The sequence below is a fragment of the Variovorax sp. ZS18.2.2 genome (assembly GCF_024701975.1).
Lineage (GTDB): Bacteria > Pseudomonadota > Gammaproteobacteria > Burkholderiales > Burkholderiaceae_C > Variovorax.
On the sequence record NZ_JANLNM010000009.1, the window covers coordinates 185462 to 201084 of the forward strand.

At 65.3% G+C, this 15623-nt stretch carries 17 protein-coding genes; 12 read left to right on the plus strand and 5 right to left on the minus strand.

Translation table 11 applies throughout. The features are described 5' to 3' along the window. Positions 1-7 precede the first annotated feature (7 nt). From NU688_RS28200 to NU688_RS28230, 7 genes are all read left to right on the plus strand, one after another. Positions 8-883: a branched-chain amino acid ABC transporter permease gene (locus NU688_RS28200; RefSeq protein WP_257864150.1), complete on the plus strand. Its 876-nt coding sequence runs from the start codon at positions 8-10 to the stop codon at positions 881-883. A 6-nt stretch (positions 884-889) separates the two neighbouring features. Continuing rightward, positions 890-1966, plus strand: a complete 1077-nt coding sequence (locus NU688_RS28205) for a branched-chain amino acid ABC transporter permease (RefSeq protein WP_257864151.1) — start codon at positions 890-892, stop codon at positions 1964-1966. Then, positions 1963-2790, plus strand: coding sequence for an ABC transporter ATP-binding protein (locus NU688_RS28210; RefSeq protein ID WP_257864152.1), 828 nt, complete (start codon positions 1963-1965; stop codon positions 2788-2790). Before NU688_RS28205 ends, NU688_RS28210 begins: the two co-directional genes overlap by 4 nt. A 457-nt stretch (positions 2791-3247) precedes the next feature. Beyond that, on the plus strand, positions 3248-4021 hold the full coding sequence (locus tag NU688_RS28215; protein ID WP_257864153.1) for an ABC transporter ATP-binding protein: 774 nt from the start codon (positions 3248-3250) through the stop codon (positions 4019-4021). Between the two features lie 66 nt (positions 4022-4087). Then, positions 4088-5968: a long-chain fatty acid--CoA ligase gene (locus NU688_RS28220; RefSeq protein WP_257864154.1), complete on the plus strand. Its 1881-nt coding sequence runs from the start codon at positions 4088-4090 to the stop codon at positions 5966-5968. Positions 5969-6012: 44 nt separating this feature from the next. Further along, positions 6013-7188 carry an ABC transporter substrate-binding protein gene (locus NU688_RS28225; protein ID WP_257864155.1) on the plus strand — a complete coding sequence of 392 codons (1176 nt, stop codon included), beginning with the start codon at positions 6013-6015 and terminating at the stop codon, positions 7186-7188. A 61-nt stretch (positions 7189-7249) separates the two neighbouring features. Further along, the gene (locus NU688_RS28230) at positions 7250-7711 is read left to right on the plus strand and encodes an EVE domain-containing protein (protein ID WP_257864156.1); all 462 of its coding nucleotides are present in this window, start codon (positions 7250-7252) and stop codon (positions 7709-7711) included. 10 nt (positions 7712-7721) lie between these two features. Here the strand turns inward: NU688_RS28230 and NU688_RS28235 are convergent, their stop codons facing one another. After that, positions 7722-8375, minus strand: a complete 654-nt coding sequence (locus NU688_RS28235) for a MarC family protein (RefSeq protein ID WP_257864157.1) — start codon at positions 8373-8375, stop codon at positions 7722-7724. Between the two features lie 5 nt (positions 8376-8380). Then, positions 8381-9127 (minus strand): SDR family oxidoreductase, encoded by a 747-nt coding sequence (locus tag NU688_RS28240; RefSeq protein WP_257864158.1) that lies wholly within the window; start codon positions 9125-9127, stop codon positions 8381-8383. 74 nt (positions 9128-9201) lie between these two features. On the opposite strand from NU688_RS28240, the gene NU688_RS28245 reads away from it, so the two are divergent. Beyond that, a complete protein-coding gene (locus tag NU688_RS28245; protein WP_257864159.1) occupies positions 9202-9804 on the plus strand; it encodes a 2-hydroxychromene-2-carboxylate isomerase in 603 nt (200 codons plus the stop codon). 57 nt (positions 9805-9861) lie between these two features. Next, positions 9862-10545, plus strand: a complete 684-nt coding sequence (locus NU688_RS28250; protein WP_257864160.1) for a dienelactone hydrolase family protein — start codon at positions 9862-9864, stop codon at positions 10543-10545. Between the two features lie 45 nt (positions 10546-10590). Here the strand turns inward: NU688_RS28250 and NU688_RS28255 are convergent, their stop codons facing one another. Further along, positions 10591-11493 carry a LysR family transcriptional regulator gene (locus NU688_RS28255; RefSeq protein WP_257864161.1) on the minus strand — a complete coding sequence of 301 codons (903 nt, stop codon included), beginning with the start codon at positions 11491-11493 and terminating at the stop codon, positions 10591-10593. 108 nt (positions 11494-11601) lie between these two features. On the opposite strand from NU688_RS28255, the gene NU688_RS28260 reads away from it, so the two are divergent. Continuing rightward, complete coding sequence (locus NU688_RS28260; RefSeq protein ID WP_257864162.1) at positions 11602-11934, plus strand: alpha/beta hydrolase; 333 nt, start codon at positions 11602-11604, stop codon at positions 11932-11934. 218 nt (positions 11935-12152) lie between these two features. Then, positions 12153-12521 (plus strand): DUF4148 domain-containing protein, encoded by a 369-nt coding sequence (locus NU688_RS28265; RefSeq protein WP_257864163.1) that lies wholly within the window; start codon positions 12153-12155, stop codon positions 12519-12521. Between the two features lie 78 nt (positions 12522-12599). Here the strand turns inward: NU688_RS28265 and NU688_RS28270 are convergent, their stop codons facing one another. Together NU688_RS28270 and hemB are read right to left on the minus strand one after the other, a co-directional pair. Then, positions 12600-13772, minus strand: coding sequence for a magnesium transporter CorA family protein (locus NU688_RS28270; protein ID WP_257864164.1), 1173 nt, complete (start codon positions 13770-13772; stop codon positions 12600-12602). 65 nt (positions 13773-13837) lie between these two features. Continuing rightward, entirely contained in the window at positions 13838-14824 is a 987-nt protein-coding gene (gene hemB / locus NU688_RS28275) for a porphobilinogen synthase (protein ID WP_257864165.1), read from the minus strand. A gap of 370 nt (positions 14825-15194) precedes the next feature. Between hemB and NU688_RS28280 the strand changes: the two genes are divergently transcribed. Further along, positions 15195-15623 (plus strand): CopD family protein, encoded by a 429-nt coding sequence (locus NU688_RS28280; protein ID WP_257864166.1) that lies wholly within the window; start codon positions 15195-15197, stop codon positions 15621-15623.

Consider the following 15623-nt stretch of genomic DNA (forward strand, 5'->3'; position numbering starts at 1 on the left):
GGCGCCCATGCAGATCCTCCAACTCCTGCTGTCGGGCATCGCGCAAGGTTGCATCTACGGGCTGATCGCGCTCGGGTTCGTGCTGATCTACAAGGCCACCGAGACCGTGAGCTTCGCGCAGGGCGACCTGATGATGCTGGGCGCCTTCGGTGCGTTCGCCGGCATGTCGCTCTTCGGCATGCCGTTCTGGCTCGCGGCGATCCTCGCGGTGGTGGCGATGGCGGCCTTCGGTGTGCTGCTGGAGCTGGCGGTGATCCGGCCGATCCTCGGGCAGCCGCAGTTCTCCATCGTGATGCTGACCATCGGCATCGCGTATGTGGCGCGCGGCCTCATCACCATGGTGCCGGGCATCGGCACCGAGACCCACACGCTGCCCGTGCCCTACAAGGACCAGATCTGGAAGCTGGGCGAACTGGTGGTCAACCTCGAACAGCTCGCGATCATCATTGCCACGGCCATCCTGTGCGCGCTGCTGTTCGCGATGTTCCGCTACAGCAAGCTGGGCATCGCGATGCAGGCCTCGTCGCAGAACCAGCTCGCGGCCTACTACATGGGCATTCCGGTGAAGCGGCTCAACGGGCTGGTGTGGGGCTTGGCGGCAGCGGTCGCGGCCATCGCGGGCATGCTGCTCGCGCCCATCACCTTCGTGCACGCGAACATGGGCTTCATCGGGTTGAAGGCTTTTCCGGCGGCGGTGGTGGGCGGCTTCGGCAGCCTGCCGGGCGCGATCGTCGGCGGGCTGGTGATCGGCATCGTCGAATCGTTCGCGGGGTTCTATCTGCCCGATGGCTTCAAGGACACGGCGCCGTACATCGTGGTGCTGCTGATGCTCATGATCAAGCCCAACGGTCTGTTCGGCGAAAAGCTGCGCAAGAAGGTGTAGGCCGATATGCGCTTCATCTTCAAGACCAGCTACGACCAGGACATCCGCCTCGCGCGGCACGGCGGCCATGTTTTCTGGTATGGCCTGCTCGTCGCGTTCCTCGTCGCCGCGCCGTGGTTGATCGAGGAGTACTGGCTCGCGCAACTGACCTTCGTGCTGATCTACGGGATCGTCGGCTTGGGCTTGATGCTGCTGGCGGGCTTTACGGGGCAGTTCTCGATCGGGCATGCGGCTTTCCTCGGTGCGGGTGCGTACACGCAGGGCGTGCTGACCAACATGGGCGTTCCGTTCCCACTCGCGTTGATCGCTGCTGCCGCGTTGTCTGCCGCAGTCGGCGTGGTGGTCGCCTTGCCGGCGCTGCGCGTGAAGGGCATCTACCTCGGCATTGCGACGCTGTCGTTCGGCTTCATCGTCGAGGAAGTGTTCGCGCGCTGGGAAAGCGTCACTGGCGGCAACGGCGGGCTGCATGTGAAGTCGCCGCAGCTTTTCGGCTGGTCGCTGGGTTCGGGCGACGGTTTCTATTTCCTGTGCCTGGTGGTGGCGGTGCTCAGCACGCTGGGCATCCTGAACCTGCTGCGCTCGCCGACGGGCCGCGCCTTCGTCGCCATTCGTGATTCGGAGATATCGGCGCAGAGCATGGGCATCCATCTCGCGCGCTACAAGACGATGTCGTTCGCGATCTCGGCCGCGCTCGCGGGGCTCGGTGGCGCGCTGTACGCGCACAAGCTGAGCTTCATCTCGCCCGACCAGTTCAATATCCTGCAGTCGATCGACTTGTTGCTGATGGTGGTGATTGGCGGCCTCGGCTCGGTGCACGGCGCATTTCTGGGCGCGATCTTCCTGATCGCGATGCCGCAGCTGATCTCGATGGGCAAGGACTGGCTGCCGGCGGTGATCGGCCAGGCGCCGGGCCTGCAAGGGCTGGTGTACGGCGTGGTGTTGATCGCCTTCGTGCTGTTCGAGCCACTCGGCCTCTACGGACGATGGCTCAAGGTCAGGACGTACCTCCAACTCTTTCCGTTCTACCGCAAGGGCCTGTTCAGGCGGCAGAAGTCCTTCACCAAATCGGACCGGTTGAGATGAGCACCAGCAGCGGCGACATCCTCCTTTCGGCCAAGGACCTGAGCGTGCGCTTCGGCGGCGTGCTCGCGGTCAACAAGGTGAGCTTCGACGTGCGGCGCGGGGAAGTGTTCACGCTGATCGGACCGAATGGCGCGGGCAAGACGACGGTGTTCAACCTGATCAGCCGTATCTACACGCCGACCACGGGCGAGATCACCTGGCACGGCGAGGCGGCCGGCCCGCTCGCGCTGACGCAGCAGGCGCCGCATGCGATTGCAGCGCTGGGCATCGCGCGCACCTTCCAGAACATCGAGCTCTTCGAGCACGCGACCGTGTTGCACAACCTGCTGATCGGCCGTCACACGCACCGGCAGACGGGGTTCTGGAGCGAGGTGTTCTTCACGCCTGCCACACGGCGTGCCGAGATTGCGGCGCGTGAAAAAGCAGAGCAGGTGATCGAGCTGCTGGACCTGCAGCATCACCGCGACTCGATGGTGGCCGGCTTGCCCTACGGCGTTCGCAAGGTGGTGGAACTGGCGCGCGCGCTGTGCACAGAGCCCAAACTGCTGCTGCTCGACGAGCCGTCGTCCGGACTCAATGTCGAAGAGACGGCCGACATGGCGTTCTGGATCCAGGACATCCAGCATGAGCTGGGCGTGTCGGTGCTGATGGTGGAGCACGACATGTCGCTCGTGTCGAAAGTGTCCGACCGCGTGCTCGCGATGAACCAGGGCGAGGTGCTGGCCACCGGCACGCCGCGCGAGGTGCAGGCGGATGCGCGTGTCATCGAGGCGTATCTCGGGACGGTGGACGACGTGAGCAGTTTGCGGAGGGTGGCGGCGTGAGTGCTTCGTTCGCTATCTTTGAGGAGGCGCCCGGTATGCGGCGCGGCGCGGTCGCCCCCACTGCGCCGGCCGCTTCGCGGCTCCCCTGCGGTGCTCGCATTTCGCGGGGTCTCGCAGAACTCGCTTCGCTCAAACAGCTGCGATCCCTGATCCGCGAAACGCTGCGCTCCTCGGCGGCGCACAGGGGGCGACCGCGCCGCGCCGCATACCGGGCTTCGGGGTGTAGTGATCGTCCTGTGCGTACCCACGGCGTTGGGGTCCCTGCCCCGGGTGGGCCGTTGAGGCGCCGCCGAGCAGCGCAGCGACGGGCGGATCAGGGCTCGCCGCTGTTTGAGCGAAGCGAGTTCGGCGAGACCCCGCCCGTCGTGAGCAGCGCAGGGGAGCCCGAAGGGCCGGTGACGTCGGCCCGCCCGGGGCAGGGGCCCCAACGCCGTTCCCCGCCCTCAGGAGCACCCGCATGAGCGACGTCGTTCTGCAACTGCTCAACGTTGAAAGCGCCTACGGCCCCATCAAGGCCATCCGGGGCGTGAGCCTCAAAGTTAAGCAGGGTGAGATCGCCACGGTCCTCGGCTCCAACGGTGCTGGCAAGACAACAATCCTGAAGACCATCTCCGGAATCATCGATCCGCGCAAAGGCAGCATCGAATTCCAGGGCAAGGACATCACCGCCAAGGACCCCGCCTTCATCGTGCAGCAGGGCCTGAGCCACGTGCCCGAAGGCCGCGAGGTGTTCCCGCTGCTGTCGGTGAGGGACAACCTGCTGATGGGCGCCTACACCCGCAAGGACCGCGACGGCGTGGCGCGGGACATGGAGACGGTCTACACCTACTTCCCCATCCTGCGCGAGCGCGCCACGCAGGATGCCGGCCTGCTCTCCGGCGGGCAGCAGCAGATGCTCGCGATATCGCGCGCCATCATGGCCGCGCCGCATCTCATCCTGCTCGACGAACCCAGCCTCGGCCTCAGCCCCAAGCTGACGAAGGAGATCTTCGAGATCGTCGTGCGCATCAACCGCGAGCGCGGCACCACGATCCTCTTGGTCGAGCAGAACGCCAACATGGCGCTCAACGCCGCCGACCACGGCTACGTGCTGGAGAACGGACGCATCGTCATGGAGGATTCCTGCGAGCGCCTTCGCGAGAAGGAAGACATCAAGGAGTTCTACCTCGGCGTGAAGGACGACGGCGTGCGCGGCGAGCGGCGCTGGAAAAAGAAGAAGAACTGGAGATGACATGAGCGCAGCGCCGGGCCGCCCCAAGCAAGCTCGCACCGCAGTGCGAAGCACGAAGGTTGTTGAATGAGCACACTCGCATTGCGCGCTCCTGCCGGTCTCTGGGACCTGGCACACCTGCAGCCGCGGCTCGATGTCGTCGTGCCCGGCGACACCATCCCCGCCGTCTTCTGGAAAGCCGTCGAACTGCGCGGCGACAAGGTCTGGATGCGCCAGAAGGAGTTCGGCATCTGGCGCACCTGGACCTGGCGGCAAACTGCTGAGGCCGTGCGCGAGATCGCGGGTGGCCTGCTGGCGCTGGGCTTCGGCCATGGCGAGTGCGCGTCGATCCTCTCCAACACCGTCATCGAGTGGGTGCTGTGCGATGTGGCCGTGCTCAGCTGCGGTGGCGTGTCGAACGGCATCTACCCGACCGATGCGGCCTCGCAGGTCACCTACCTCTGCGAAGACTCGCGCACCTCCGTGCTCTTCGTGGAAGACGACGAGCAGCTCGACAAGGCGCTCGAAGTGCGCGCGCAACTGCCATTGCTGCGCAAGGTGATCGTGTTCGACATGGAGGGGCTGCGCGACCTCGACGACCCCGGCGTCATCAGCCTCGACGCGCTGCGTGCGCTCGGCCGCGAGCACCTGAAGGCGAATCCGCAGGCACTGGAGCAACGCATCGCCGCCTGCCGCGCCGAAGACCTCGCCATCCTCGTCTACACCTCCGGCACCACCGGCAAGCCCAAGGGCGCAATGCACAGCCACCGCGGGCTGGTCTACACCATGCGCGGCTACAACACGCTGCTCGCGCAGGGCGAGACGGACGAGCGCATGTGCTTCCTGCCGCTGTGCCACATCGCCGAGCGCATGGGCGGCGAGTACTTCGCGATGTACACCGGCTCGATCCTCAACTTCGTCGAGAACCCCGAAACGGTGCCCGAGAACGTGCGCGAGATTTCGCCCACGGTGTTCACCGCCGTGCCGCGCGTGTGGGAGAAGTTCTATTCGGGCGTGATGATCGCGCTGAAGGAGGCGAGCCGCCTGCAGCAGGTCGCCTACGGCTGGAGCATCGGCGTCGGCCAGCAGATCGCCGACCGTGTGTTGCAGGGCAAGCCGATCGGCGCGGGGCTGCGTCTGAAGTTCCGCATCGCGCGCTGGCTCGCGCTCAACAACGTGCGCAAGCTCATCGGCATCCACCGCGCGCGCTTCCTCGTGACGGGCGCGGCGCCGATCTCGCCCGACCTCGTGCGCTGGTATCTCGCGCTCGGCGTGCCGATGCTGGAGGTATGGGGCATGACCGAGTCGTGCGGCGCCGCCACCGGCGTGCCGCCTTCGCGCATCGCCCCGGGTTCCATCGGCCCGGCCACCAGCTACAACGAGGTGCGTCTGGACCCGGCGACCGGCGAGATCCTGGTGCGCGGCCCCAATGTCTTCATGGGTTACCTCAACCTGCCGGAGAAGACGGCCGAGACCATCGACGCCGACGGCTGGCTGCACACCGGCGACGTCGGGCTGGTCGACGCGGAAGGGTATTTCCGCATCACCGACCGCATGAAGGACATCATCATCACGGCAGGTGGAAAGAACATCACGCCGAGCGAGCTGGAGAACGAACTCAAGTTCAGCCCCTACGTCACCGACGCAGTGGTGATCGGCGACAAGAAACCCTACCTGACGGTGATCGTGATGATCGATCAGGAGAACGTCGAGAAGTTTGCGCAGGACAACGACGTGCCGTTCAGCAACTACGAGAGCCTGACGCGTGCGCAGGAGGTGCTGGACCTGATCCAGGGCGAGGTCGACCGCGTCAACGCGAAGTTCGCGCGCGTGGAGCAGATCAAGAAGTTCTTCCTGCTCGAGACGCAGCTGAGTGCCGAGGACGAGGAGCTCACGCCGACGATGAAGCTCAAGCGCAAGCTGGTGCAGACCAAGTACGCCGAGCGCATCGAGGCCATGTACCGCTGACCGGTGTTCGAACGTTTTTTGTGTCAACCCGAGGAGACAACCGCATGAAGCCCAAGACAGTGAAAACAGTGACGACTCTGGCCGTGCTGGGCCTTATCGCGACGGTCGCGTCCGCGCAGCAGCAACAGGGCGTGAGCAAGGACGAGATCCGGATCGGCACGATCCAGGATCTGTCGGGTCCGCTCGCGGGCTTCGGCAAGCAGGCGCGCAACGGCATGCAGCTGCGCGTGGACGAACTCAACGAGCAGGGCAACCTCAACGGCCGCAAGCTCAAGCTCTTCGTCGAGGACTCGGGCTACGACCCGAAGAAGGCGGTGCTGGCCGCGCAGAAGCTGGTGAACCAGGAAAAGATCTTCATCATGGCCGGCCATATCGGCACGGCGCAGAACATGGCGGCGATGCCGGTGCAGTTCGACAAGAACATCGTCAACTTCATGCCGATCACCGCGGCGCGCGAGATGTACGAGCCGCTCAACCGGCTGAAGTACTCGTTCGCGGCCACCTACTACGACCAGATCCGCCTGGCGCTGCCCAAGATGATCAAGGACAAGGGCGCCAAGAAGGTCTGCACGATCTACCAGGACGACGAGTTCGGGCTCGAGGTGCAGCGGGGCGCCGAGGCGGGGCTCAAGACAGCGGGGATGGAGCTGGCCGAGAAGACCTCGTTCAAGCGCGGCGCCACCGACTTCAGCTCGCAGGTCGCGAAGATGAAGGCGGCGAACTGCGACCTCGTGGTGCTGGGCACCATCATCCGCGAGACCATCGGCACGGTGGGCGAATCGCGCAAGACCGGCTTCAACCCGACCTTCATCGGCTCGAGCGCGGCCTACACCGACCTGATCCACAAGCTCGGCGGCAAGGCGATGGACGGCGTGTACGCCACGATGACGGTGCAGAACCCCTACACCGACGAGCAATCGCAGCCGCTGCGCTTCTGGGCCAACAAGTACAAGACCAAGTTCAACGAAGACCCGACGGTGTTCTCGGTGTACGGCTACGTGATCATCGATTCGTTCATCAAGGCGGCGACCAAGGCCGGCCCGAACCTCACGACCGACAGCTTCATCAAGTCGATGGACAGCATGACCTTCGAGCCCGACATGTTCGGCAGCCCGAAGAGCAACTACACCGCCACCAAGCGCCTGGGCAACGAGCAGTCGCGGCTGTCGCAGATCAAGGACGGGAAGTGGGTGGTGGTCTCCGATTACGTGACACCGTAAGCGGCTGTCCCAGTACCGGGGCGAGCGGCTATATTTCGCGAAAACCCATCGCGAGAACGCCATGCCCCAGTACTGGTTGATGAAATCCGAGCCCGACGAAGTCTCCATCGACGATGCGCTCGCCGCGCCCGGCGCCACGGTGGCGTGGACGGGCGTGCGCAACTACCAGGCGCGCAACTTCATGCGCGACGGCATGAAGGTCGGCGACGGCGTGCTGTTCTATCACTCGAGCTGCCCGGAGCCGGGCATCGCCGGCATCGCGCGCGTGGCCTCGGGCATCCAGCCCGACCCGACGCAGTTCGATGCGAAGTCGCCGTACTACGACGCGGGCTCGAAGAAGGAAGACCCGCGCTGGCTGCTGGTGGACGTGCAGGCGGTGCGCAAGACCCGGCTGCTGGCCTTGCCCGAGTTGCGCGCCAAGCCCGAGCTGGCCGAGCTGATCATCCTGCGCAAGGGCAACCGGCTGTCGATCACGCCGGTGGAGCCCGCGCACTGGAAGATCATCGAGAAGATGCTGGCCTGAGCTTCTGCGTTCAGGCGACCTTCGACAGGATCGGGAACAGCTTGCCGAGCCCGTCCGCCATCACCTCGACAGCCAGCGCCGCGAGGATCAGACCCATCAGCCGCGTCATGATGTTGATGCCCGTCTTGCCCAGCACGCGCGCGATCGGCTGCGCGAGCGAAAACGCCAGCGCGGTCGCCAGCGCCACCACCACGCCGTAGCCCACCAGCACCGCGAGCTCCCACAGGTGCTGCGCCTTGTCGGCGTAGATCACCACGGTGGAAATGGTGGCCGGGCCGGTCAGCAGCGGGATCGTGAGCGGCACGACCGCGATGGAGGCACCCATCGATGCCTTCACCTCCGTGGCGCGCAGTTCCTCGACGTTGGTCTTGCTCTCGGCCGGTTGCGCATTCAGCATCGACAGCGAACTCATGAGCAGCAGCAGGCCGCCGCCGACCTGGAAGCTCGCGATCGAGATGCCGAAGAAGGCCAGCAGCTGCAACCCCAGCAGCGCGCTCACCGCGATGACCACGAACGCGCTGAAGGCCGACATGCGCACCGTGTGCCGGCGCTGCGCATCGCTGTAGCCCTGCGTGTAGTGGATGAAGAAAGGCACGATGGCCAGCGGGTTGACGATGGCCACCAGCGTGACCAGCGGCTTGATGAGGTCCATCGAGGTGCTCATGGTGCTCACCTTCCTCCGGTCACGTCGAGCAGGGCCATGGTGGTGTAGCTCGCCTCGGCCGACAGCAGCCACAGGACGGCACCGGCAATTTCTTCGGCGGTGCCGCTGCGCTTCATCGGCACGCCTGGGGCCATCTCGGCGGCGCGGCCAGGCTGGCCTCCGGAGGCGTGGATATCGGTGTCGATCACGCCGGGGCGCACCGCGTTCACGCGGATGCCTTCGTCGGCCACCTCCTTGGCCAGGCCGATGGTGAAGGTGTCGATGGCTGCCTTGCTGGCCGCGTAGTCGACGTACTGGCCGGGCGAGCCGATGCGCGCGGCGCCGCTGGAGATGTTGACGATGGCACCGCCTTCGCCGCCGTGCTTCGTGCTCATGCGGCGCACGGCTTCGCGGGCGCAGACAAAACTGCCGATCACGTTGATGCGGAACATGCGCTCCAGCCGCGCGACGCTCATTTCGTCGACGCGCGCCTGCACGTCGACCACGCCGGCGTTGTTGACCAATGCGGTGAGCCGGCCGAGCTTGGCATCGACCTTCTCGAACATCGCGATCACCTGGGCCTCGTCGCCCACGTCGGCCTGCACGGCGATGGCGGTGCCGCCACCCGCGCGGATGGCGCGCACCACCTCGTCGGCGGCCATCGAGTTGCTGGCGTAGTTGACGGCCACCGCGTAGCCGCGCTGCGCGGCCAGCAGCGCGGTGGCGGCACCGATGCCGCGCCCACCGCCGGTGATGAGTAGCACTGGATTCAAAACCTACCTCCTGCAGAGAAACTGCGTGTCAGTTAAAACCGTCGGCTTGGATTACATCATTCGAGGGCTGGCGTATGAGCACGAAAACGATTGACTACTACTTTGCGCCCCAGAGCCCGTGGACCTATCTGGGTCATACCCGGTTCGCGGCGATCGCGGCCGAGGCGGGCGCCACGGTGCGTGTGCGCCCTATCGACATGGGCAGCGTGTTCCCCGTGTCCGGCGGGCTGCCTTTGGGCAAGCGGGCGCCGCAGCGGCAGGCCTACCGGCTGGTGGAAATGGCGCGGTTCTCGCAGCACCTCGGCCTGCCGATGAACACCAAGCCCAAGTTCTTTCCGGTGGCCAGCGACGACGCGGCGCGGATCATCATCGCGGCCGATATCCACGACGGCACCGAGGCCGCGATGCGCGTCTGCACCGCGGTGTTCGCGGCGGTGTGGGTGCAGGAGCGGAACATCGGCGATCCGAACGTGCTCGAAGCCCTGGTCGCCGAATGCGGCCTGCCCGCCAAGCGTTCGGAGCAATCGCTAAGCCAGGCGGTGCAGGAGCGCTACGAGGCCTATACGCAGGAAGCCATCGACATCCAGGTGTTCGGCGCGCCGAGCTATGTGATCGATGGCGAGATTTTCTGGGGGCAGGACCGGCTCGATTTCGTCGAGCGGGCGCTGCGCCAGTGACGACGACAGCTTCTTTCTTCATTTATTCATTCAATTGCCATCAGGAGCATGACGAACATGGGCCAATTCATCGATCTCACAGCCAAGGACGGCTTCAGCTTTCCCGCCTACGTGGCCGAACCCGCGGGCAAGCCGCGCGGTGCGGTGGTCGTGGTGCAGGAAATCTTCGGCGTGAACTCGCACATCCGCTCGGTGGCCGACGGCTATGCGGCCGACGGGTATCTCGCGGTCGCGCCATCGACCTTCCCACGCGTGAAGCCCGGCGTCGAACTCGGCTACACCGACGAGGACATGAAAGAGGGCTTCGGCCTGAAGACCGCGGTCGAGGCGCTGCCCGCGCCCGGCGTGCTGCAGGACATCGAGGCGGCCATCGCCTATGCATCGAAGGCCGGCAAGGTCGGCATCGTGGGTTACTGCTGGGGCGGGCTGCTGGTCTGGCGTGCGGCCAGCCTGCTGCCGGGCCTGGCCGCGGCGGCGCCTTACTACGGCGGCGGCATGACCTCGCCCGAAGAAACCGCGCGCCAGCCCAAGGTGCCGGTGCTGGCGCACTTCGGCAACCAGGACCACTGGATTCCGCTGGACACCATCGAGAGCTTCAAGAAGGCACATCCCGAGGTGGAAGTGCATGTCTACCCGGTCGGCCACGGCTTCAACTGCGACCAGCGCGGGTCGTATGACGCCGAGGCCTCCAAGCTGGCGCGCGAACGCACGCTGGCGTTCTTTGCCAAGCACGTCGGCTGACCTGCGGGTCAGTGCAAGAAAAAGCCCGGCCTGCGCCGGGTTTTCTTATTTCTTGAGGCCCGGCGCGTCGCCCACGCGGGTCTGAAGAAAGTCGAGCAGCGCGCGCAGGGCGGCACTGTTGTGGCGCCGCTGAAGGTACGCGGCCGACAGCCACATGTCCTTGCGCGCGTAGTCCTGCAACACCGGCACGAGCTCGCCATGCTCGATGTGCGATTGCACGAGAAGCGAGGGCAGGTAGATCACGCCGAAACCGCGCATCGCGACCCGGATCAGCGGCGCGCCCTCGGTGCAGTCCATGCGGCTCTTGACGTGCACGTCGAGCGGTTCCCCGCCATCGTCGAAGCGCCATACCGGCTGGGCGCCCAGCAGGGAGTGGGTGAGGGCGTCGTGCCCGGCCAAGTCGCGCGGGTGCTCGGGCTTGCCGTGCTTCTTCCAGTAGACCGGCGAGGCGCAGACCACCATGCTGATGAGCCGCAGTTTGCGCACGATCAGGTTGGCGTCCTCGATGGGGCCGCTGCGGATGTCGACGTCGATGCCCTCTTCCGCGAGATCGACCACGCGATTGGTCAACTGCAGGCTGATACTCACGTCCGGGTAATAGCGCATGAAGTCGGCCAGCAGGTTGGGAAACTCGCCGTTGCCCATGCCGTGCGGGGCCGAGATCCGGAGGCGCCCGGCGGGCTGGCTGGCGCGATCCTGCAGCTCGGCCTGGGTGAGTTCGACCATTTCGAGCACCGGGGTGCTGCGATCGAGCAGCAATTGCCCGGCGTCGGTGAGGCTCACGGAGCGGGTGGAGCGGTTGAGAAGCCGCACGCCGAAGCGGGTTTCGAGCTCGGCCACGTACTTGCTGACGGTGGCTTTCGACATGTCGAGCTTCTTGGCCGCCTGCGAGAAGCTGCCGTGCGAGGCGACTTCGCGGAAGGTTCTGATCAGATCGAGACTGTCCATGTCAAAGCGCCCATTGTTTCCGTTCGAGGAACGTGGTGGTTCGATTCTCCGGCGTTTTTCTCGGGCGAGCTGCGTCACACTCGGTCCACGCGCCGAAGGAGCCGAACCATGAATATCCCGAACATCATCGCCGTTGCCGCCCTGTCGATCCTGACTGCCGTTGGCGCGCACGCACAGGGTTTCGAGCCGGTGCAGCCGCTGAAGGTTGTCGGAAGCCGCGCGCAACTGGAGGCCGAAGGGGCTGCGGCCGCGCGCGGTGGCAACGTCTATGGCGACGTGGTGGCAGCGCCGCTGACCACGCACCCCAGCCAGCTCGATCGCGCCTCGGTCCGTGCAGAGGCGATTGCCGCCGCCCACGCGCCGAACCAGAACCTGGACCGCCGCGCTTTCGCGAACAGCGAAGTGCCGTCGCAGTTTCAAGGAACGCGCACGGGCCGCTAGGCCGAAGACCTCAAGTTCTGGAAGGCCGGGGCCGTGCATGCGGCCCCGGCCTTTTTTCCTTTGCGCGTGCATCTGTGTCGGCATTGTTTCAATAGAGGAAACACCGTGTCTCTGATCCGGGTGTTTTCTCTAGGGAATTTCGTTTGACACTCGCCGCACAGGCAAGCGATACGAGCAAGCCTGGTGGACAAACCATCCGACGAACACAAGGAATTGACATGAAGACCTCGCACATCCTCGCCGCTGCTGCTCTGACCCTCCTGGCCGCGACCGGCGCCCAAGCTGAAACGTACCAAGGCGTGAACACCGCCGTCTCGACCAAGAGCCGCGACGAAGTCAACGCCGAAGCCACGCGCACCGCAGCGGCTCCGAACCAGAACGTGACCCGCGGCTCGCGCGGCCCGGAAACGGTCGCCGTGTCGAAGGACCGCTCGATCGTGGAAGCCGAAGCCGTTCGCACCTCCTACGCTCCCGACCAGAACGTGACCTCGGGTTCGCGCGTCAACAGCAAGGTCGTCTCGACCATGGTGAACCCGATGGACGCACGCGTTCAAGCCCAGCAAGGCACGGGCGCAACCGCCAAGTAAAGAACCCGCCCCTCGGGGCAGTTCAGTAAAAAGGCCACGCTTTCGCGTGGCCTTTTTCGTTGGGCGGGTGATTGGTTATCAGCGCGTTCGCGCGAGGTAGCGCTTGCGCCAGAAGACCAGCACCAGCAGCACCGCGATGACCAGCATGGCCGTCATCGCGATCCAGAAGCCGTCGGCCTTGTGCACCAGTGGAATGAACTCGAAGTTCATGCCGAAGATCCCCGCGATCAGGTTCAGCGGCAGGAAGATGGCGGTCAGCACGGTGAGCACCCGCATGATGTCGTTGGCACGGTGGCCCTGGACGCTGAAGTGCATCTGTACCGCCGTCTCGGCGTTCTGCTCGAGCCGGTGCACGTGGTGCACCACCCGCTCGATGTGTTCCAGCACGTCGCGGCTCCTGATCATGATCAGCTCCCGCTCGCGCTGCTCGGCGTCGCCCTTGGGCGGCGGCAGGGTTTCAAGCGTGTCGATCCAGTCCTGCATGGCAGCGCGCTGGTCTTCGCAGATCTCGTCCAGGTGGTGTAGCGACTGCCGCGCCTCCATCAGCGCGCCCCAGTTGGTGAAACGGCTGCGCGGATCGATCAGTTCGGTCTGCCAGTGGTCGAGCTGCTTGGTGAGCTCGCGCCGCAGGTCGAGGTAGCCGTCGACGATCTGGTTGATGACGCGCAGCATCAGGTCCGAAGGCCCCGTAGGCACGCGCGTGGAGGTCGCGCGCACGTCCAGCGCGGGGGCGCCGCGGTCGTCGGACGACCCGGCCGCCAGCAGCCGCGCGGCGAAGGCGTCGCGCACCGCGCCGTCCTCGGGATGCACCGAAAGCAGTACCCGGTCGAACACTGCGAAGCCGACCGGACGAGTGTCGACGCGGCGCAACACGGGCGGGCCACCGCGAGGCTTGGAGCTGGAGGTGGTGGAGATGAGCGGGGCTTCGTTGCCATCGCCCTTTCCATTGCCGAGAGACGCCTGCCCTTGGCCGGTGGCGAGGCGCCTGAACACCAGCACGTCGTACTGCGAGGTGTAGTCGTAGTGCGAGGGCAGCTGGTCGTTGAGCAGGTCGGCCACGTGCAGGTCCACCAGCTGGGTCTGACACAGCGTCTGGAGGATCTGCTGGACCTCGGCCAGGGAAGCGCGAAATTCCTCGCGCGTGAGCGAAATCCAGAGATAGCCATCGGCGGCGCACGCGCCCGGCACGGCCAGCGGCGTGAGCGCCGGATGCTCGCTGACCTGCGAACGGTTGATTTCGAAGATGCGCATCGCCCTGCCTTGGTTTTCTTCTCCGCCTGTCCAGCTCGCCCATGTGCGATGGGCCTGGATAGCTATTATTTTTGTAGCAGTCGCGCAGCGTCAAGCGCGAAGTAGGTGAGCACGCCATCGGCACCGGCCCGCTTGAAGGCCAGCAGGCTTTCGAGCACCACGGCATCGTGGTCGAGCCAGCCGTTCTGGGCGGCCGCCTTGAGCATCGCGTATTCGCCGCTCACCTGGTAGGCGAAGGTCGGCACATGGAATTCGTCCTTCACCCGGCGCACGATGTCCAGGTACGGCATGCCGGGCTTGACCATCACCATGTCGGCGCCTTCGGCGATGTCGAGCGCCACCTCGCGCAGCGCTTCGTCGCTGTTGCCGGGGTCCATCTGGTAGACCTTTTTGTTGCTTTTCCCGAGCGTTGCGGCGGAGCCGACGGCATCGCGGAACGGGCCGTAGAAGGCGCTGGCGTACTTGGCGCTGTAGGCCATGATGCGCGTGTGAATGTCGCCGCGGGCTTCGAGGGCGGTGCGGATGGCGCCAATGCGGCCGTCCATCATGTCGCTGGGCGCCACAATGTCCACGCCAGCCTGCGATTGTGTGAGTGCCTGCTTCACCAGCACTTCGACGGTGGCGTCGTTGAGGATGTAGCCGCTGTCGTCGAGCAGGCCGTCCTGCCCGTGGCTGGTGTAGGGGTCGAGCGCCACGTCGGTCATCACGCCGAGTTCGGGGAAGCGCGACTTGAGGGCGGCGACCACGCGCGGAATCAGTCCGTCGGGGTTGAAAGCCTCGTCGCCGGCGGGCGTCTTGAGGCTCGCGTCGATCACCGGAAACAGCGCCATCACAGGAATGCCCGCCGCCACGCATTGCTCGGCAACCGGCAGCAACAGGTCAAGACTCAGACGGTCCACGCCGGGCATGGAGGGGACGGCATCGCGCCGCTTTTCGCCTTCCTGCACGAACACCGGGTAGATCAGGTCGTTGACCGTCAGCGTGTTCTCGCGCACCAGGTTGCGGGTGAAGGCGTCCCGGCGCAGGCGTCGCGGGCGGCCGGCGGGGAACATGGCAAGGGGGGAGTGAGGGCGCGTCATAATCCCGAAAATTGTGCCTGAAGCATTCCGTCGCCGTGTTGTCGCCTGCGAGACAGGTTGTCTGACAACTACGGAGATTCATAGCCATAAAGTTCTAAATAAATAGTTATGAATTGCAAAGAAAATGGCCCGGTCGCTTGAAACCTTGTTTCGTCTTTGTTAAATTCTGAAGCGGGCGGCTTGCCGCTCCCCGCTTTTCCTCCCTGAGCGGGTGCCTTGATGTGTGACAGCAAAAGGGCTTCCCAGCCCGACGTGAAGACGTCGGGCTTTTTTTTGTCCGGGGCTTTCCGGGCGTTACGTGACGGCCCCGTGTGACAGTGCGGTGCACCACTAAACTGCCGCCATGCTCTGGGTCAAATCTCTCCACATCGTCTTCATCGCAAGCTGGTTCGCCGGGCTCTTCTACCTGCCGCGGATCTTCGTCAATCTTGCGATGGTGCCCCCGGAGTCGGTCGCAGAGCGGGAGCGTCTGCTCCTGATGGCGCGCAAGCTGCTGCGCTTCACCACTTTCCTGGCCGTCCCAGCGCTGGGCTTCGGCCTGTGGCTCTGGCTGGGCTACGGCATCGGCCGCGGGCCGGGAAACGGCTGGATGCATGCCAAGCTGGCGCTGGTGCTGGTGGTTCTCGGTTATCACCATGGATGCGGCGTGCTGCTGCGCCGTTTCGTGGCGGGAGGCAACCAGCGCAAGGATGGCTGGTACCGCTGGTTCAACGAGCTGCCGGTGCTGCTGCTGCTCGGCATCGTGATTCTGGTTGTCGTCAAGCCGTTCTGA